This is a genomic window from Flavobacterium amniphilum (assembly GCF_023634845.1).
GTDB classification, from domain to species: domain Bacteria; phylum Bacteroidota; class Bacteroidia; order Flavobacteriales; family Flavobacteriaceae; genus Flavobacterium; species Flavobacterium amniphilum.
In genome coordinates this window covers 38,119-56,659 of the sequence record NZ_JAMLJL010000013.1, presented here as the reverse complement: position 1 = coordinate 56,659, position 18,541 = coordinate 38,119, and the positions used below count along the sequence as shown (strand labels likewise).

14 protein-coding genes and 1 riboswitch are annotated in these 18,541 nt (G+C 36.8%); of the genes, 13 read left to right on the top strand and 1 reads right to left on the bottom strand.

Translation table 11 applies throughout. From position 1 onward, the window contains the following. The first annotated feature begins 664 nt into the window (after positions 1–664). The 7 genes from NAT51_RS14490 to NAT51_RS14460 all read left to right on the top strand — a co-directional run bounded on the left by NAT51_RS14490 (position 665) and on the right by NAT51_RS14460 (position 11,082). The gene (locus NAT51_RS14490) at positions 665–1,639 is read left to right on the top strand and encodes an alpha/beta fold hydrolase (RefSeq protein WP_250599856.1); all 975 of its coding nucleotides are present in this window, start codon (positions 665–667) and stop codon (positions 1,637–1,639) included. Positions 1,640–1,704: 65 nt separating this feature from the next. Beyond that, complete coding sequence (thrA, locus tag NAT51_RS14485; protein ID WP_250599854.1) at positions 1,705–4,113, top strand: bifunctional aspartate kinase/homoserine dehydrogenase I; 2,409 nt, start codon at positions 1,705–1,707, stop codon at positions 4,111–4,113. Positions 4,114–4,146: 33 nt separating this feature from the next. Next, the gene (locus NAT51_RS14480) at positions 4,147–5,367 is read left to right on the top strand and encodes a sterol desaturase family protein (protein WP_250599852.1); all 1,221 of its coding nucleotides are present in this window, start codon (positions 4,147–4,149) and stop codon (positions 5,365–5,367) included. A 124-nt stretch (positions 5,368–5,491) separates the two neighbouring features. After that, positions 5,492–5,617: riboswitch (SAM riboswitch) on the top strand. An 82-nt stretch (positions 5,618–5,699) separates the two neighbouring features. Next, a complete protein-coding gene (locus NAT51_RS14475; protein ID WP_250599850.1) occupies positions 5,700–6,689 on the top strand; it encodes a homocysteine S-methyltransferase family protein in 990 nt (329 codons plus the stop codon). Between the two features lie 4 nt (positions 6,690–6,693). Next, positions 6,694–9,366: a methionine synthase gene (metH, locus tag NAT51_RS14470; protein ID WP_250599848.1), complete on the top strand. Its 2,673-nt coding sequence runs from the start codon at positions 6,694–6,696 to the stop codon at positions 9,364–9,366. A gap of 68 nt (positions 9,367–9,434) precedes the next feature. Further along, the gene (gene metF, locus NAT51_RS14465) at positions 9,435–10,391 is read left to right on the top strand and encodes a methylenetetrahydrofolate reductase [NAD(P)H] (protein ID WP_250599847.1); all 957 of its coding nucleotides are present in this window, start codon (positions 9,435–9,437) and stop codon (positions 10,389–10,391) included. Positions 10,392–10,602: 211 nt separating this feature from the next. Then, positions 10,603–11,082, top strand: coding sequence for a CHRD domain-containing protein (locus tag NAT51_RS14460; RefSeq protein WP_250599846.1), 480 nt, complete (start codon positions 10,603–10,605; stop codon positions 11,080–11,082). A gap of 40 nt (positions 11,083–11,122) precedes the next feature. Here NAT51_RS14460 and gldA read toward each other — a convergent pair whose 3' ends face one another. Further along, entirely contained in the window at positions 11,123–12,019 is an 897-nt protein-coding gene (gene gldA, locus NAT51_RS14455) for a gliding motility-associated ABC transporter ATP-binding subunit GldA (RefSeq protein WP_250599845.1), read from the bottom strand. 255 nt (positions 12,020–12,274) lie between these two features. Between gldA and NAT51_RS14450 the strand changes: the two genes are divergently transcribed. Genes NAT51_RS14450 through dtd form a run of 6 tightly spaced genes read left to right on the top strand, consistent with a single transcriptional unit; the run spans position 12,275 to position 18,540 of the window. Then, the gene (locus tag NAT51_RS14450; protein ID WP_250599844.1) at positions 12,275–13,102 is read left to right on the top strand and encodes a prephenate dehydratase; all 828 of its coding nucleotides are present in this window, start codon (positions 12,275–12,277) and stop codon (positions 13,100–13,102) included. Beyond that, on the top strand, positions 13,099–14,244 hold the full coding sequence (locus NAT51_RS14445; protein WP_250599842.1) for a pyridoxal phosphate-dependent aminotransferase: 1,146 nt from the start codon (positions 13,099–13,101) through the stop codon (positions 14,242–14,244). The genes NAT51_RS14450 and NAT51_RS14445 overlap by 4 nt, the downstream gene beginning before the upstream one ends. A gap of 32 nt (positions 14,245–14,276) precedes the next feature. Then, on the top strand, positions 14,277–15,359 hold the full coding sequence (locus NAT51_RS14440) for a bifunctional 3-deoxy-7-phosphoheptulonate synthase/chorismate mutase type II (protein WP_250599840.1): 1,083 nt from the start codon (positions 14,277–14,279) through the stop codon (positions 15,357–15,359). Between the two features lie 58 nt (positions 15,360–15,417). Beyond that, positions 15,418–17,061 (top strand): hypothetical protein, encoded by a 1,644-nt coding sequence (locus NAT51_RS14435; RefSeq protein WP_250599838.1) that lies wholly within the window; start codon positions 15,418–15,420, stop codon positions 17,059–17,061. A gap of 58 nt (positions 17,062–17,119) precedes the next feature. Further along, a complete protein-coding gene (gene rsgA / locus NAT51_RS14430) occupies positions 17,120–18,091 on the top strand; it encodes a ribosome small subunit-dependent GTPase A (protein ID WP_250599836.1) in 972 nt (323 codons plus the stop codon). Next, a complete protein-coding gene (gene dtd, locus NAT51_RS14425; protein WP_250599834.1) occupies positions 18,088–18,540 on the top strand; it encodes a D-aminoacyl-tRNA deacylase in 453 nt (150 codons plus the stop codon). Before rsgA ends, dtd begins: the two co-directional genes overlap by 4 nt. Position 18,541 lies beyond the last annotated feature (1 nt).

The following is an 18,541-nucleotide window of genomic DNA, read 5'->3' as shown; positions in this document are numbered from 1 at the left end:
AAAAAATTAATAAATAACTAAAAATTAATTAATTAACTTTTTTGTTACATAACATTAATTTTGGTTTTCAATAGATTTGCCGACTCTTTAAATATTTAGTTTTCTAATGAATTATAGCTGTTACCCGTCATTGTATATGGTAGGTTAGAATTTGAAGAGATCAATTTTAGTTCTTTTAATGGTGTGACTTGCCGGTATGTTTTTTGTAAAAAAAAATAGCCTTTAGTGACGATGTTTAAGGTGATCATGTCTAGTGATAGAATGTTAATGATGATAATTTAATGCGATAATGAATAATTCTAGAATTATTTCAATTTAAAAAAGAGTTAAATAGAAAAAATAACTAATAAATTATTATGAAAGAATAAAATTTAGAAAAATAATCTATAATATTTTTTTAATTAGAAAAAGATTCTAAATTTGCCTCGTTAATAAATGATGTGAAAACAACAATGTGCTATATAGTAATGATGATGTGTCAATATGACGCAGGGGATACTATTGTGTAATTTTAAAATATAAAAGAACAATAAAAACCTCTGCCTAAACAGAGGTTTTTTTTATGATTTATTGAAACGTAATCTGGGATTACAGCTTTAAAATTTGTTTTTTGTTTGTTAAGGCTGTCTCTGGTTTATTCGGAGGCAGTCTTTTTTAAAAGAAGATGAGAAATTTATATACCATAACGCTTGACGATTTATTGCCGGAAGAATTTCCGGCCGGTAATATCAATCTGTCATATCAGCTATTCGGAAAGCCTTTGGGTACAGCTGAGGTTGTTTTGGTCAATCATGCATTAACAGGGAATTCAAATGTAGCCGGAGAAAACGGCTGGTGGAAAAGTCTGGTTGGTTTTGATGAAGTCATTGATCTTGACCGTTTCACTGTTGTTTGTTTTAATATTCCGGGAAATGGTTATTGTGGAAATCCGGAGAACCTGATTGATAATTATAAAGATTACACCACTAAAAATATTGCAGTAATTTTCTGGAAAGGATTGGAGAAAATCGGGATAAATAAGCTTTTTGCTGTTATTGGCGGAAGTTTAGGCGGTGGAATTACCTGGGAGATGGGGTTTTTAAAACCTAATGCTATTCAGTATATCATTCCGATTGCGACAAATTATAAAGCAACAGATTGGCTGATTGGGAACGTGCTGGTACAGGATCAAATCTTGAATAATTCGGTACAACCCATACACAACGCACGTTTACATGCCATGCTGTTATACCGAACACCCCAATCATTTCAATATAAATTTAAAACTCAAAAAAAAGGACGCTTGTATGATATTGAATCGTGGCTATTGCATCACGGAGAAAAATTGGAACAGCGATTTTTGTTGAAATCCTACAAACTGATGAATCATCTCCTGAAAACGATTGGTGAAGAAATTTCCGAAGATGATCTGATTGGATTTGGAAAAAAAACCAACGCCCAGATTATACAAGTAGCTATTAATACCGATTATTTTTTTACACCGCAAGAAAACAGAACGGTTTATCAAAAATTAGTATCGGTAAATGAACGAATGCAATATTCTGAAATTGATTCCATTCATGGGCATGATGCTTTTCTGATAGAATATAAACAGCTTAACACAATTTTAGAGCCTGTTTTTAAAAAACACAATAACTAAACATAACACACAACATTACCGGCAGGTGATTTTAAAATTTGCCGGTATTAAAAAAATCAAAGAAAATGAAGGTTTTAAAATTTGGAGGCAAATCCCTGGCTAACGGAAAAGGGATTGATCAGGTGATTTCAATCATAGCAAAAAAATATTTTGACAGCGAAACTATTTCCGTGGTTGTTTCGGCAAGAGGCAATGCGACCGATGAGCTTTTGGGAATTCTTGACGATGCTAAAAACGGGAAAGACTTTGCCAAAACTTTGACCGGATTTAAAGAGTATCAATCTAATGCTGCCGACGCAATTTTGTTTGAATCTGAATTTTCAACGCTGGAGAAACTGTTTGAAGGTGTAAAGCTTCTTGGAGATTACAGTGAGAAAATAAAAGATCAGGTGGTGTCTTTCGGAGAGATTCTTTCGGCTAAATATGTAACTTCGGTTTTGAACGGAAAAGGATTGAAGGCCCGTTTTGTAGATGCAAGGGAGTTAATTAAGACGGATAGTAATTTCGGAAATGCCCAGCCTATAGAATCGGAAACTGATAAAAATATTAAGAAAGCTTTTGAGAATTATGACGGAATATCCATTGTAACCGGATTCATAGCTTCAACATTACAAGGTGAAACCACGACTTTGGGAAGAAACGGAAGTAATTATACAGCGTCACTTTTGGCCAATTACCTTGACGCTGAGGAATTTCAGAATTTTACCCATGTGGACGGAATTTATACGGCTAATCCGGATTTGGTTTCAGATGCTAAAAAAATTGAACGCTTGTCTTTCAATGAAGCAAATGAGCTGGCTAATTTCGGAGCGAATATTTTGCATGCCAAAACGATCATTCCGTTGGTGGAAAAGAATATTCCGCTGCGTATCCTTAACGTTTTTAATCCTGAAAATAAAGGAACACTAATTACATCGGAGCAAACAAATGAAGGAATCAAATCACTTTCCATTTTGGATAACGTTTCATTGATTAATCTCGAAGGTAGAGGATTACTCGGGAAAACAGGTGTGGATGCCAGGATCTTCAAAGTGATGGCCGATAACAATATAAGTGTGAGTATCATTTCGCAAGGTTCTTCCGAAAGAGGAATTGGGATTGTAGTAAATGCCGAAAGAGCTTCGGATGCTTTAACCGGTTTGGAGAAAGAATTTGAAACCGATTTTTATACACGGGATGTGAATCAAATCACTGTTGATGATAATATTTCGGTTATTTCAATCATCGGTCAGGATTTAAGTACGTTCCATAAACCTTATACTGCTTTAATCCGCAATAAGATTGTTCCCATTCTTTTTAACAATACCAGCACTGGAAGAAATATCAGTTTGGTGATTAAAAAGCCGGATCTGAAAAGAGCATTGAATGTAATTCATGGTGAGATTTTCGGTGTTTCCAAAAAAATTAACCTAGCCATTTTTGGTCACGGATTAGTTGGCGGAACATTAATTGACCAGATTTTATCTTCTGCTAAAACGATTGAAGAAAAAAAAGGTGTCAAACTGAATGTTTTTGCCATAGCCAATTCTTCAAAAATTCTTTTGGATAAAAACGGGGTTTCCGAAAACTGGAAAGCAGAAATCAGCGAAAAGGGTAATGCTTACACAATTCAGGATATCGTGAAGTTTGCCAATGAAAACCATCTTGAGAATTTAATCGCAGTCGATAATACGGCGAGCAAGGATTTTGTACAAAATTACATTCAACTGATTGAGAATAGTTTTGATGTGGTTTCTTCCAATAAAGTTGCGAATACGCTGAGTTATGATTTTTATAAAAAACTGCGCAAAGCATTAAATGACAACCAAAAGAATTATTTATATGAAACCAACGTGGGTGCCGGATTGCCGCTTATTGATACCATTAAGCTGTTGCACTTGTCGGGAGAGAATATTACGAAAATAAAAGGTGTGTTTTCGGGTTCACTGAGCTTTATTTTCAATCATTTTTCGGTGGAGGAAAAGGCTTTCAGTGAGGTGTTGAAAGGTGCCATTTCGAATGGTTATACTGAGCCAGATCCACGTGAGGATTTGTGTGGAAACGATGTGGCAAGAAAATTGTTGATTCTGGCAAGGGAACTGGATTTGCAGAATGAGTTTGATGAAATTCAGATTCAAAATTTAATTCCTGAAGAGTTGCGGGAAATTCCAACAGATGAATTCCTGAGTAGTTTACAGAAGTTGGATAGTTTCTATGAAAAAGTAAAAGAGAATCAAGAAAAAGGAAACGTATTGCGATACGTTGGAGAACTTTCGGGTGATTTGCAACAGGACAAAGGAAATCTGGAAGTGAAATTGGTTTCAGTACCGGAAAGTTCAGCTTTGGGACAATTGAAAGGTTCGGATTCAATTTTCGAAATCTATACCGAGTCATATGGTGAGCGTCCGATTGTTATTCAAGGAGCCGGTGCCGGTGCATCAGTAACAGCACGTGGCGTTTTTGGTGATATTCTAAGAATAGCCGATAAAGGATAATTAATAAAATTTAAACTAAGTAGTCGTTATTAAATGGGTTCAAAATTGGTAGTATTGGCAGCGCCGTTGTTTTTGTTTTTTCTGTTACTGGAATATTATATTTCGAGGAAAAAAAATCAGGAAGTTTATAAATACGGAAGTTCAGTTTCCAATATTTCCATTGGTATAGCTGAGCGTTTTATCAACTTGTTTGTGGGCGGAATTTTTTATACTGTTTTTGTATATGTCTATGAAAACTACGCTTGGTTTGAAATTCCGAAAGAATGGTATGTTTGCCTCTTGTTGCTTGTGGTTGCCGATCTCGTGTGGTATTGGTATCACAGATTAGGTCATCAGATTAATCTTTTTTGGGCTGCCCATATTGTTCATCATCACAGTGATGAGTTTAATTTTACGGCAGCTACCCGAATTACAACAATCCAGGCTTTTATCAGAACGCCTTTTTGGTGCGCATTGCCTTTACTTGGGTTTCATCCGGATCAGGTAATGCTGGTTTTGGTTTTGCATGGAATGTATTCTTTTTTTACACATACTCAAGTGATTAATGCTCCAAAATGGCTTGAATTTATTTTGATTACGCCTTCCTTACACGGTGTTCATCATGCTTCCAATGAAAAATACCTGGATAAAAATTTTGGTGATGTTTTTGTTTTCTGGGATAAAATCTTTGGTACTTTTCAGCAGGAAGAAGAAAAGCCGGTCTATGGGATTACCCATCCGCTAAACCGGTATAGTTTTCTTTGGCAACATTTCCATTATTATCTGGAAATAATTGAAGGTGTAAGGAGAGAAGTAACAGTTAAAGGGAAATTCAGGATAATCTTTGGTAGTCCGGAAGTTATGGATCAAAATATCCGGCCTTACATTGAAAAGGTTTTTTTGGAGAACAGAAGAGAAACTGGGTTGAGTGATAATTTGAAGAAATATGTGAACTGCCAACTGGTTTTTGTGTTTTTGTTGCTTACGTTTGTTACTTTCGGTTTTGCCGATCTGGATGGTTATGAGAAATTTAATTTCTCAGGAATTTTGATCGTTACGTTGATTAACATTGGTGCATTGCTGGAACAGAAGAAATGGATTTATTATCTTGAAATTTTCAGGTTGTTTTTCTTTTTATTGCTGTTTGGTCATAAAGTGGAAGGTTGGCTTCCTGTTTTTCTGATGTTTAATGCGTTAATTATGATTTGTATAAGTAATGATTTGAAGAAATGGTATTTCTATCATTTTTTGGAATATGAAAAAATACGCAAGTAAAATTCTATAAAAATCAAATTAAATAGATTGAAAATCTAAAATATATTTTATTGTTAGTAAAAAACGGAAAATATTTCTTTTTATGTTTTTTATTCCTAATTTTGCAACGTTCATAATTTTAGTATCGTTATCAAGAAAGCGGGAGGGAATAGACCCAATGAACGCTTAGCAACCCTACACTTGTAGAAGGTGCTGCATTCTAGCTTTTAAACTGATTTTTTTTCAGTTGTTGTAAAGGCAAAGATAACCGGAGTGATTTTCTCTCTCTTTTTAGATAACATATAAAATTTTGCGCCCCAAAACAGGCAGCAATGCCTAATATGTTACACTTTATGTCAAAAATTCAATCCGAAATTAAAAATAGAATCCTTGTTCTCGATGGAGCGATGGGGACCATGTTACAACGCTATAAATTCGAAGAAGAAGATTTTCGCGGTGAGCGTTTCAAAGATTTTCCGCATCCGTTAAAAGGAAATAATGATTTACTTTCCTTAACCCAGCCGGAAGCTGTGAAGGAAGTACACCGTTTGTATTATCAGGCGGGAGCCGATATCGTAGAAACTAATACTTTCTCAGGAACTACCATCGGTATGGCCGATTATCATATGGAAGATTTAGTGTATGAGCTAAATTACGAATCGGCTAAAATTGCCCGTGAGGTTGCTGATGAATTTACTGATAGGCCAAGATTCGTGGCGGGTTCCATCGGGCCTACAAACAGAACGGCATCGATGTCACCGGATGTGAATGATCCGGGGTTCAGAGCCGTTACATTTGATGATTTGCGCATTGCTTATAAACAACAGGTTGAAGCTTTGTTAGATGGAGGGTGTGATGTTTTATTGGTTGAAACTATTTTTGATACTTTAAATGCTAAAGCAGCTCTTTTTGCTATTGAAGAAGTAAAAGAAGAAAGAAACATCGATGTGCCTATCATGGTTTCGGGAACAATTACCGATGCATCGGGTCGTACCTTGTCGGGTCAGACAGTTGAAGCTTTTTTGATTTCGGTGTCGCATATTCCGTTGTTGAGTGTAGGTTTTAATTGTGCGTTAGGTGCCGATTTGCTTAAGCCATACTTGAAGACTTTGGCACATAATACAGCTTTTAATGTCTCGGCGCATCCCAATGCCGGATTGCCTAATGCTTTTGGAGAATATGATGAGACTCCTGAGCAAACACAGGCACTTATTAAAGAATACCTTGAAGAAAATTTAGTGAATATTATTGGAGGATGCTGTGGTACTACTCCGGATCATATCAGGCTGATGGCAGAAATTGCTAAAAACTATAAGCCAAGAAATCCACAAGAACTAGTTTGATATAATGAGTCAGGAAAGAAGAAATTTACTATTGTCAGGTTTAGAGCCTTTGATTATTATGCCAACCAGTGTTTTTGTTAACGTTGGTGAGCGTACTAATGTAACGGGTTCAAGGAAATTCCTGCGATTAATAAAAGAGGAAAAATACGATGAGGCACTTGATATTGCAAGACAGCAGGTTGAAGGCGGTGCCCAGATTATTGATATTAATATGGATGAAGGAATGTTGGATGGTGTACACGCCATGACCAGATTCTTGAATCTTATTGCTGCCGAACCTGATATTTCAAGGGTTCCGATCATGATTGACAGTTCAAAATGGGAGATCATTGAAGCGGGATTGAAAGTGGTTCAGGGAAAGTGTGTCGTGAATTCGATTTCTTTGAAGGAAGGAAAAGCGACTTTTGTTGAGCATGCTAAACTAATCAAGCGTTATGGTGCAGCGGTTATCGTGATGGCTTTTGACGAAGTGGGTCAGGCCGATAATTATGAACGCCGTATCGAAATCTGCCAAAGATCATACGATATTTTGGTAAACGAAGTAAATTTTGCGCCACAGGATATCATTTTCGATTTGAATATATTCCCGGTAGCTACCGGAATGGAGGAGCACCGATTGAACGCATTGGATTTCTTCAGGGGAACCAAATGGGTTAGGGAAAACTTACCACACGCCCACATCAGCGGTGGTGTGAGTAATGTTTCGTTTTCGTTCAGGGGAAATGACACTGTTCGTGAAGCGATGCATTCGGTTTTCTTATATCATGCCATTCAGAACGGGATGACCATGGGAATTGTGAATCCTGAAATGTTGACGATCTATGATGATATACCAAAGGATTTACTGGAACATGTTGAAGATGTTATTTTAGACCGGAGGGATGATGCAACCGAAAGACTTTTGGATTTTGCCGAAAGTGTTAAAGGTGACGTAAAAAATACCGAGAAGGCTGTTCAGGAATGGCGTAACGGTTCTGTACAGGAACGTTTGACACATTCGTTGGTGAAGGGAGTCGATGAATTTATCGAAGCCGACGTGGAAGAAGCACGTTTGTCAGTTAACCGCCCGATTGAAGTAATCGAAAATCATTTGATGAACGGAATGAACGTTGTGGGTGATTTATTCGGAAGTGGAAAAATGTTCTTACCTCAAGTAGTGAAATCTGCCCGTGTGATGAAAAAAGCGGTTGCATACCTGCTACCGTTTATTGAAGAGCAGAAAGATGGGAAATCATCGAGTGCCGGCCGTGTGCTAATGGCTACGGTTAAAGGTGATGTGCACGATATCGGGAAAAATATTGTCTCGGTGGTTTTGGCCTGTAATAATTTTGAAATCATCGATTTGGGAGTGATGGTGCCGCCGGAAAAAATCATTGAAACGGCAGTAAAAGAAAATGTGGATATTATCGGATTGAGCGGTTTGATTACGCCTTCGTTGGACGAAATGGTGTATTTGGCCAAAGAATTAGATAAACTCAATATTAAAATTCCTGTAATGATTGGTGGAGCAACGACTTCACGTGCACATACGGCCGTGAAAATTGCGCCAGAGTATAAAGAAACTGTCGTACATGTGAATGATGCCTCACGTGCGGTTACGGTTGCAACTAATTTATTGCAAAAAGACACAAAATCAGGTTATGCCAAGTCGTTGCGCGATGAATATGATACATTACGTGAAGGTTATCTGAACAGAAGCCGTGAGAAAAATTTCCTGTCAGTTGCTGAAGCACGCAAGAATAAATTTAAAATTGACTGGAATGCTTATGAACCGGTAAAGCCAAATTTTATCGGTGCTAAAAAAGTTGAAATCGATTTGTCCGAACTGGTTGATTTTATCGACTGGACTCCTTTTTTTCAATCTTGGGAATTGTACGGTAAGTTTCCGGCTATTTTGACCGATGAAATCGTGGGTGAACAGGCAACTGCTTTGTTTGCCGATGCTCAAAAAATGCTTTCGCAGATTATCACTGAAAAATGGTTTAAGGCCAAAGGTATTCTGGGAATTTATCCGGCGAATCAGATCAATGATGACGATGTTTTAGTGAGTGATGAAAGCGGAAAAGAATTAGTCCGTTTCTTAACACTTCGTCAGCAATCGCAAAAAACGGCCGGAGCGCCAAATATTGCCTTGGCAGATTTTGTGGCGCCGGTTGAAGAAGTTCAGGATTATATGGGATGTTTTTGTGTGACGACCGGTTTTGGTGTGGATGAAAAAGCTGCCGAATTTGAAAAAGAACTGGATGATTACAATTCCATTTTAGTAAAAGCTTTGGGCGACCGCTTTGCAGAAGCTTTTGCCGAATATCTGCACCTGAAAGTAAGAAAGGAAATCTGGGGTTATGCCGCTGATGAAAACCTGACGAACGAAGAATTGATTAAAGAAAATTACAAAGGAATCCGTCCGGCTCCTGGTTATCCGGCTTGTCCTGATCATTTGGAAAAACCAACGATTTGGAAATTACTGAATGTGGAGGAGGAAATCGGTGTAACATTGACTGAAAGTATGGCCATGTGGCCGGCTGCTTCGGTTTCGGGATATTATTTTGCCAATCCGCAAAGTAAATACTTCGGGCTCGGGAAAATAAAAGAGGATCAGGTAGCGGATTATGCCAGTCGCCGTAATATAAGTTTAGAACAAGCAACAAAATGGTTAGCGCCAAATATAGCAGATTAAAATGTTAATGGTTTATTGTTGGTGGTCCCAACAGGAAACAATAAACAAATAACCACAAACCAATACGAATGAAAGTAACGCAACATATAGAAAGAGCCAACGGGAAAACGCAATTTTCGTTTGAAATTTTACCGCCTTTGAAAGGTCAGAATATCCAATGTATTTTTGATGGGATCGATCCGTTAATGGAATTTAATCCGCCATTTATTGATGTGACATACCATCGTGAGGAATATGAATTCAAGGAATTGCCAAACGGATTACTGGAAAAGAAAATTGTGAAAAAGCGCCCGGGAACGGTTGGAATCTGTTCGGCTATCCAAAATAAATATGGAGTTGATGCCATTCCACATATTTTGTGTGGTGGTTTTACCAAAGAAGATACCGAAAATTTCCTGATCGATATGGATTTTCTCGGAATCGACAATGTTGTGGCACTTCGTGGTGATGCCGTGAAAAGCGAAATTTATTTCAAACCTGAAAAAGACGGTAATGCTTATGCTACCGAATTGGTTACCCAAATCAATAATCTGAATAACGGAATTTATCTTGATGCCGATTTACAGAATACCAATCAAACGGATTTTTGTATCGGAGTGGCCGGTTATCCTGAAAAACACATGGAAGCACCAAGCATGGACAGTGATATTTATTTCATGAAACAGAAAATTAAAAATGGTGCCGATTATATTATTACCCAAATGTTTTTCGATAATCAGAAGTTTTTCGAATATGTAGAAAAATGCAGGACGGCCGGAATTACAGTTCCAATTATACCGGGATTGAAGCCAATTGCGACTAAAAAACAACTGAACTTAATTCCGCACCGGTTCAAAGTGGATTTACCGGATGATTTAATTATGGCTGTGGTAAAAGCAAAAGACAATGATGCCGTAAAACAAATCGGGATTGAATGGTGTATCAGTCAAAGTAAAGAATTGGTGAAAGCCGGAATTCCTGTATTGCATTACTACTCGATGGGAAAAGCAGAAAATATCAAAGCTATCGCTAAAGAGATTTTTTAAGTGTTTTCTAAAAAAAAATAAAAAACATCCATTAGGATGTTTTTTTTATGCTTTAAATTTTATTAAAAATCTGTAAATCAAAATATTGAAGTTGGTTTTTACGTTCTAGTATATTAATCACTAACTTTATAGGTCGCTTAATGACCAATATTTATTGGTTATATGTTTGATATTTTTTGAGGTTTTAAAAGAGTAATCTAAAAATATAAAGATGAAACGATTAGTTCAATTTTTAGTAATTCCTTTTTTTGTTTTGGGCATGGTTTCATGCTCTTCAAATGATGATGATAATGGTGGTGGAGGTGGGTCATCCGGAACTACCACTTATAGGGGAATGATGACAGGAATGAGTGAAGTACCTTCGAATGCTTCCTCTGCAACAGGTAACGCAACCCTTACTTTTAATAATACAACCAAAATTTTTAACCTGACCGTGACCTATTCAGGTATGACAGCTACTGCAGCTCATGTTCATAAAGGTGCTGTTGGAGTTTCCGGCGGTCCGGTTTTTCCGATAACTGTTACGGCTTCGCCAATGTATTTGACAAGTACTGCACTTACGACTGAACAGGAAGCCGATTTAAAAGCGAATCTGTATTATGTGAATATTCACAGCGCCGCTTATCCAGATGGTGAAATAAGAGGTCAACTTGTAAAACAAACCTCAGGCGGAGGAGGAGGAGGATATTGAATGAATAATTACAAAAGGCTGCAATTGCAGCCTTTTGTAATTATTTTGTTTTCTCCCTGAAAATACTTTCCAGATTTCTGTTCTTAAGTGAAAGTTGTAGTGTTTTCAATCCATTGTGTTGGGCAAAATCAAAAATAGCCGGGCGCATATCGGTTTCGGTATTGAAATTCAATTCCCAGTTATTGCCATTGGTATTTGAATAAGAATTTAAGTTGGGTAACAGATTGATTAATGTTTCAGAAACGTTTTGGTCAAATTCAACTTCAATGATCTGTTCAACAACTTCCTGAACCAGGTTTTCTATCGTATTATCAGTAACTATTTTTCCTTTGTTGATGATGATCACGCGGTCGCAAATGGCTTCTACTTCCTGCATGATGTGCGTGGAAAGAAAAACCGTTTTGTCTTTTCCGATGTTTTTAATCAAATCACGGATTTCTGCCAATTGGTTAGGGTCCAATCCTGTTGTGGGCTCATCTAAGATTAAAACGTCCGGATTGTGCAGTAAGGCTGTCGCCAATCCAACGCGCTGACGGTATCCTTTTGACAGTTGCCCGATTTTTTTATGTGATTCGGGCGTAAGTCCTGTTAATGAAATTACTTCGTCAATACGTGATTTGGCTACTTTGTATACATCAGCATTAAAAGCCAGATATTCTTTTACATATAAATCCAAATACAAAGGGTTGTGTTCCGGAAGATAGCCAACCGATTTTTGAACATTGATCGGATTGCTTTTTACATCAAAATCATTCACCTTGGCAACTCCTTCATCTGCATTAATATACGTAGTCAGGATTTTCATTAAAGTTGATTTTCCTGCACCGTTCGGTCCAAGAAATCCTACGATTTCACCTTTGTTTACTTTAAAAGAAATGTTGTCTAACGCTTTTTGCGTTCCGTAATTTTTGGAAATATTCTGAACTTCGATTGACATGATGCTTTGTATTTACCGCAAAAGTAATAATTTAAGCTAAATTTTTTTGAATTGTTTTGTGTTTAAAAATTATTTATTTACTTTAGCCGAATACAAAATCAACAAGTGAAAAATTTCGCAACATATTATAACAGCTTTTATTTTTTCTTCTGGAGCAAGACCAGGGGTTGTTATAGTATTGTTTAATGTGTAGTCAATAAATTAAATTATATAAAGTCAATCCCGGTGAATCTCATCGGGATTTTTTTTTGTCCTATGGAAACGAAAATTGCAATACAGGGAATTAAAGGTTCATTTCATCATCAGGTGGCACAAAGTTACTTCAATAGCGATGTGGTTTTAGATGAATGTATGTCTTTTAGTGATTTGGTTAAGAGTTTGTTGCGGAAAGAATCAGGTAAGGGGATTATGGCTTTGGAAAACTCAATAGCCGGTTCAATTATTCCGAATTATGCCTTGATTGATCAAAATAATCTGCACATTATCGGGGAATATTATCTGGGTATCAATATGACTTTGATGGCGTTGAAAGGCCAGAAAATCGAAGATATAAAAGAGGTTCATTCACATCCGATCGCGTTGTTGCAGTGCGGTGTTTTCTTCAGTCAGTATCCACATATTAAATTGGTGGAAAGCCCTGATACTGCCGAAACTGCACAGCGTATCCAGAGAGAACAGTTAAAAGGAATCGCTGCGGTTGCCAGTCCGGTTGCAGCATCTCTATATGATTTAGAGGTTTTGGCTTCGGATATCCACACGATTAAGAATAATACAACCCGTTTTGTCATCGTGAAAACTACGAATAAAGTTATTCCCGAAAATGAAATCAACAAAGCTTCCCTCAAATTTGAACTGGAAGATGAACAAGGAAATCTGGCTTTGATTTTAAACGAGATGAATCAGAGCGGACTCAATCTGACTAAAATACAGTCGATGCCCATTATCCAAAAACCATGGACGTATTCTTTTTTTGTTGATGTGACATTTGACGATTATAAAAAGTATCGAAAAGCAAAAGAAATACTGGAGTTAAAAACCAGGGAATTTAAAATATTAGGTGAATATAAAAACGGTAGGGTATGATTGCAACAGCAAACCGATTGAAAAGTGTCAATGAGTACTACTTCTCCCAAAAACTGAAAGAAGTACGATTGCTTATTGATCAAGGTAAACCCATAGTGAACATGGGTATCGGGAGTCCGGATCTGGCTCCGTCTGATAAGGTTATTTTAGCCATTCAGAAAGCATTGTTTGATGAAAAAGCACACCAATACCAGAGTTATCAGGGCTTGCCTGAACTACGGAAAGGTATGGCCGATTTTTATGAAACCCATTTTGGAATCTGCTTGAATCCAAACCTGGAAATTTTGCCTTTAATGGGTTCCAAAGAAGGAATTATGCACATTTCCATGGCTTTTTTAAATGAAGGAGATGAAGTGTTAATTCCGAATCCCGGTTATCCAACCTATCATTCGGTTTCAAATTTAGTGGGAGCCAAAGCAGTTTTATATGATTTGTCGGAAGAAAATAACTGGGAACCTGATTTTGAAGCTTTGGAACAAGCTGATTTGTCAAAAGTGAAATTGATGTGGGTGAGTTATCCGCACATGCCTACGGGAGCAAAAGGGAGTAAAGAGTTATTCGAAAGATTAATTGAGTTTGCTAAAAAGCATGATATTCTGATAGTAAATGATAATCCGTACAGTTTTGTATTGAATGAAACTCCGATTTCGATTTTACAAATTGAAGGTGCAAAAGAGGTGGCTTTGGAACTGAACTCATTAAGTAAAACATTCAATATGGCCGGTTGGCGTGTCGGAATGGTGTCGGGAAGTACAAAACTGATTGACGCTGTTTTGAAAGTCAAAAGTAATATGGACAGCGGTATGTTTTACGGCATCCAGAAGGGAGCTGTTGAAGCTTTGAAACTTGGTAAAAATTGGTTCACATCACAAAACCGGATTTATAGGAAAAGACGTGATTTGATTTTTGAGTTGGTTAAAAAACTGGGATGCCAATGTGATGAGGAAAGTGTCGGAATGTTTGTTTGGGCTAAAATTCCGGAAACAGAAAATTCATCAGAAGCTTTTGTGGATAAAATTTTAAAAGAAAATGACCTTTTTATCGTTCCGGGAACTGTTTTTGGGAGTAAAGGAGAAGGGTATATCCGTTTCTCACTTTGTGTTGAAGAAGAAAAAATAAAAGAAGTTATAAATAGATTTTAATACCGATTACCTTTGTGTAATCATTTGATTTTATGGAAAATAAAAAAGAACTACATACTTGGTTAGATAAATTTAATTTAACCCATCCACTGGTAATTGCAGGACCATGCAGCGCCGAAACCGAAGAGCAGGTAATGGCTGTTGCCAATGAACTGAAAGGGTCTGATGTTTCAGTCTTCAGGGCCGGAATCTGGAAACCGAGAACACGTCCCGGAGGTTTTGAAGGAATCGGAGTGGTAGGATTACCCTGGTTGCAACGCGTAAAAAAAGAAACCGGAATGCTTGTGGCGACAGAAGTTGCAACTGCTGAGCACGTGAAATTGGCTTTAGAGCATGATATTGATGTTTTATGGATTGGAGCACGAACTACCGTGAATCCTTTTGCAGTTCAGGAAATTGCCGATGTTTTACAGAATACGGATAAAATTGTCCTGCTTAAAAACCCAGTCAATCCTGATCTTTCTTTGTGGTTGGGAGGACTGGAGCGTTTACACAATGCCGGAATTAAAAAATTGGGCGTGATTCACCGGGGATTTTCAACTTACGATAAGACAAAATACAGAAACAACCCGGAATGGCAGATTGCTATCGATTTACAGAATAAATTTCCTGATTTGCCTATTATTTGTGATCCTTCCCATATTGCCGGACGCCGTGATATGATTGAAGAAGTTTCCCAACAGGCATTGGATTTGAATTATGATGGTTTAATGATTGAAACACATTGTACTCCTGATGAAGCCTGGAGCGATGCTGCACAACAGGTGACACCGGACAGATTAAAGCAAATGTTTGTGGATTTGAGAGTGCGTAAAGAGACAGATTCTGCTGATGATTACAGTAGCCGACTGTCTAAGTTCAGAACCCAGATCGATGAATTTGATGGAAAGTTACTTGAGATTTTGGCAAAACGTATGAAAGTGGCTGATCAGATTGGAGCATTGAAAAAAGAAAAGAATGTAGCTATTTTGCAAAACAACCGCTGGAACGAAATTTTGGGCCGTATGATTTTGGATGGTGAGAGTAAAGGACTGAGTGAAGAGTTTGTTTTAAAGATATTTAAGGCCATTCACCAGGAAAGTATTAATCATCAGGAAAAAGTTTACAAAGAATAGTTAAAATGGTTTTCTTTTTCGTAATATCGCACTCGAAAAATTTAACCCATTTACATCTATGAAGAAATTTTTACTATTGCTGCTGGCATTGGTCAGCAGTCAGATGACGTTTGCTCAATACAAAATTGAAAATTTGAGCTTTAACTACGGTGAGGAAATTACCGATGAAAAAGCTAAAATTGTAAAAATCATTGGAGAAGCTAATGATAAAGTCTATGCATTGGGATTGAAAGGGAATGATTATTACCTTAAAATTTTCACTTCGAAAGAAATGAAATTGATTTCAAATAAGCCTATCGTTTTACCTGAAATCAAAGATAAGGAAATTGATTTTGAAGAAATTATAATGCTAGGTAATCATTTGTATGTTATCGGAAGTGTTTACCAAAGCAAAGAAAAAATATTCAAACTTGTTGGTATTGAAATTTCTGAAGACGGAAAATTAAGCAACAAAATGCTTCCTATGTTCGAAGCTGAAGTTGCTAAAAAATCGGCAAGAGGTGATTTTTATTTCAAAAAATCTGCTGATGAAACTCAGGTAATCGCAATGCATGCCTCTTTGTTTAACAAAGAAGATGCAATGAAATATGATTTGAAATTATTTGATGCCGGCTTAAACCAGCTTTTTGCAAATTCTGAAAAAGTATCTTTTGATGATTCAAAAAAAGATTTCGAGTTTACAATTTCTGATTTCGATGTAAATTACAAAGGTGATGCATTCCTTGTAGTGAACGAAAGTTACAGAGACAGCAAGAAAAAAGAGCAAATTGAAAAGTTTCAGGTACATGCTTTCAAAAAATCAAACGGTTATAAAAAAGAAGTAGTTGATATCAATATCAAAGGGAAAGAAATCATCAACTGTTCTTTGCTTTCAACAAGTAATGATAAAGTTCAGTTAGTTGGATTTTACTCAAGTGTAAGAGAAAACGGTAAAGCGAATAAAGAATTAAAAGGAATTTATAACGCTACGATCAATATCAATACAAACCAAAATGATAATTTAAAATTTAATGAGTTTGATTACGCTACAAAGGTTAAATTATTGGGAGAACGTAAAGCTAAAAAAGGAAAAGATCTAAAACCATACTATAAAATTCATACAATCATTGAGAAAAATGATGGTGGTTTAATCGTTTTGTCTGAAGAAAGATTTACATATGTTGGTAAAACACAGGGAATTGGGCCAATTGGTTTAACTCCTGTTACTTACTACACTAATGAAATTATCGTGACTTCGTTAAGACCTGACGGATCTGCAGAGTGGAGTAATGTTGTGGCAAAAGACCAAAATGCAACTGCAACCGTAACTTCTTTAGGTTTAGGTGCTTTTGCAGGTGGCGGTAATTTTACTGTTGCAGTTGGTGTGTCATTTCAATTAGGTGTTTTAGGAAAAGGACCTGAGTATTTAAGTGCTATTCCTATCTATAAAGACGGACAATTAAATGTTCTTTTTAATGATAACAAAAAGAATAAGGGTATTACAAATATGGACGATATTAAATCGTTAGGCAACTATAACAATGCAGTTCCTACTTTATTTGTTTTTGATGGAAAAGGTGAAATCACAAGAAAAGATCCTGAAGAAGTAATCAAAAATGAATTGGTAATCAGACCGGGAGTTTTCTATAGAAAAAATCCAAAGGAGTATATCATTTATGCTTCGAGAAAATCTCAGGACAGATTAGGAAGAATGACATTATAATCAAAAGGTTGCCAGATGGCAACCTTTTTTATTTCAAGGTTTTCAATATCTTTGCTGCATGACAGGAATTGTGTATAAATCTACCGGAAGCTGGTACACGGTTAAAACCGAAAACAATGAGTTTTTGGAGTGCCGCATTAAGGGTAAATTTCGTATTAAAGGAATAAAAAGTACAAATCCGATTGCCGTGGGCGATCGGGTAAATTATGAGTTGGATACTTCAGCTGATGTGACTATTGGTGTAATCAATGAAATCCACGACCGTAAAAATTATATTGTCCGGAAATCGGTGAATTTATCAAAGCAAACCCACATCATTGCGTCTAACATCGATGTAGTTTTTCTGTTGATTACCATCAATAATCCGGTAACCACAACGAGTTTTATTGACCGTTTTCTAGTTACTGCCGAAGCTTACGGAATTAAAGCAGTTTTGGTTTTTAATAAAATCGATACGTATGATGAAGCCACATTGGATGAACAATTGTACTTACAATACGTTTATTCAAACATCGGCTATACCTGTCTGCGCGTTTCTGCAAAAGAAGGGAAAGGTTTGGATGAACTGAAAGATTTGATGACAGGGAAAGTTTCCATGTTCTCAGGACATTCGGGAGTTGGGAAATCAACTCTTGTCAATGCTTTGGAACCAACATTGAACCTGAAAACAAAAGAAATATCCGATTCGCATTCACAAGGTCAGCATACAACCACTTTTGCCGAAATGTTTGACCTGAGTTTTGATGCTAAAATTATAGACACACCCGGAATCAGGGGATTTGGTGTTGTTGATATGGAAAAGCAGGAAATTGGGGATTATTTTCCCGAATTTTTTGCATTGAAGCAGGAATGTAAATTCAACAACTGCCTCCATAAAGAAGAGCCACATTGCGCTGTAAAAGAAGCTTTGGATAATGATGAAATTGCCTGGTCAAGGTATAAGAGTTACATACAGATTTTAGAAGGTGATGAAGAGCAGCATTACAGAACTGATATTTATGGTGAAGGAAAAGCGCCTGTAGAAGAATGAGAGCAGTAATTCAAAGAGTTTCTGAAGCATCGGTTACAATTTTAGGGGAAAAAGTAGCGGAAATTAATAAAGGTTTGCTAATTTTAGTTGGCATTGAAGATGCTTCTAATCAGGAGGATATCAACTGGCTGGCGTCAAAAATTGCTAATCTGAGAATATTTGCTGATAGTGAGGGAGTAATGAATTTGTCGGTTAAAGATTGTGAAGGTGAAGTAATTGTGGTAAGTCAGTTTACCCTTCATGCGCAAACAAAAAAAGGAAACCGCCCTTCTTATGTCAAAGCATCAAAGCCGGATATTGCCATACCGATGTATGAATCTTTTGTAAAGCAAATGGAAGTTGAGTCGGGAAGAAAAGTGAAAACCGGTCAATTTGGAGCCGATATGAAAGTGGCTCTTGTAAATGACGGACCGGTAACCATTATAATCGATACAAAAAATAAAGAATAAA

Excerpts from the sequence above, each read along its gene's own strand:
- NAT51_RS14490 (WP_250599856.1), top strand. The coding sequence starts at position 665 with ATGAGAAATTTATATACCATAACGCTTGACGATTTATTGCCGGAAGAA.
- thrA (WP_250599854.1), top strand. The coding sequence starts at position 1,705 with ATGAAGGTTTTAAAATTTGGAGGCAAATCCCTGGCTAACGGAAAAGGG.
- NAT51_RS14480 (WP_250599852.1), top strand. The coding sequence starts at position 4,147 with ATGGGTTCAAAATTGGTAGTATTGGCAGCGCCGTTGTTTTTGTTTTTT.
- NAT51_RS14475 (WP_250599850.1), top strand. The coding sequence starts at position 5,700 with ATGTCAAAAATTCAATCCGAAATTAAAAATAGAATCCTTGTTCTCGAT.
- metH (WP_250599848.1), top strand. The coding sequence starts at position 6,694 with ATGAGTCAGGAAAGAAGAAATTTACTATTGTCAGGTTTAGAGCCTTTG.
- metF (WP_250599847.1), top strand. The coding sequence starts at position 9,435 with ATGAAAGTAACGCAACATATAGAAAGAGCCAACGGGAAAACGCAATTT.
- NAT51_RS14460 (WP_250599846.1), top strand. The coding sequence starts at position 10,603 with ATGAAACGATTAGTTCAATTTTTAGTAATTCCTTTTTTTGTTTTGGGC.
- gldA (WP_250599845.1), bottom strand. The coding sequence starts at position 12,019 with ATGTCAATCGAAGTTCAGAATATTTCCAAAAATTACGGAACGCAAAAA.
- NAT51_RS14450 (WP_250599844.1), top strand. The coding sequence starts at position 12,275 with ATGGAAACGAAAATTGCAATACAGGGAATTAAAGGTTCATTTCATCAT.
- NAT51_RS14445 (WP_250599842.1), top strand. The coding sequence starts at position 13,099 with ATGATTGCAACAGCAAACCGATTGAAAAGTGTCAATGAGTACTACTTC.
- NAT51_RS14440 (WP_250599840.1), top strand. The coding sequence starts at position 14,277 with ATGGAAAATAAAAAAGAACTACATACTTGGTTAGATAAATTTAATTTA.
- NAT51_RS14435 (WP_250599838.1), top strand. The coding sequence starts at position 15,418 with ATGAAGAAATTTTTACTATTGCTGCTGGCATTGGTCAGCAGTCAGATG.
- rsgA (WP_250599836.1), top strand. The coding sequence starts at position 17,120 with ATGACAGGAATTGTGTATAAATCTACCGGAAGCTGGTACACGGTTAAA.
- dtd (WP_250599834.1), top strand. The coding sequence starts at position 18,088 with ATGAGAGCAGTAATTCAAAGAGTTTCTGAAGCATCGGTTACAATTTTA.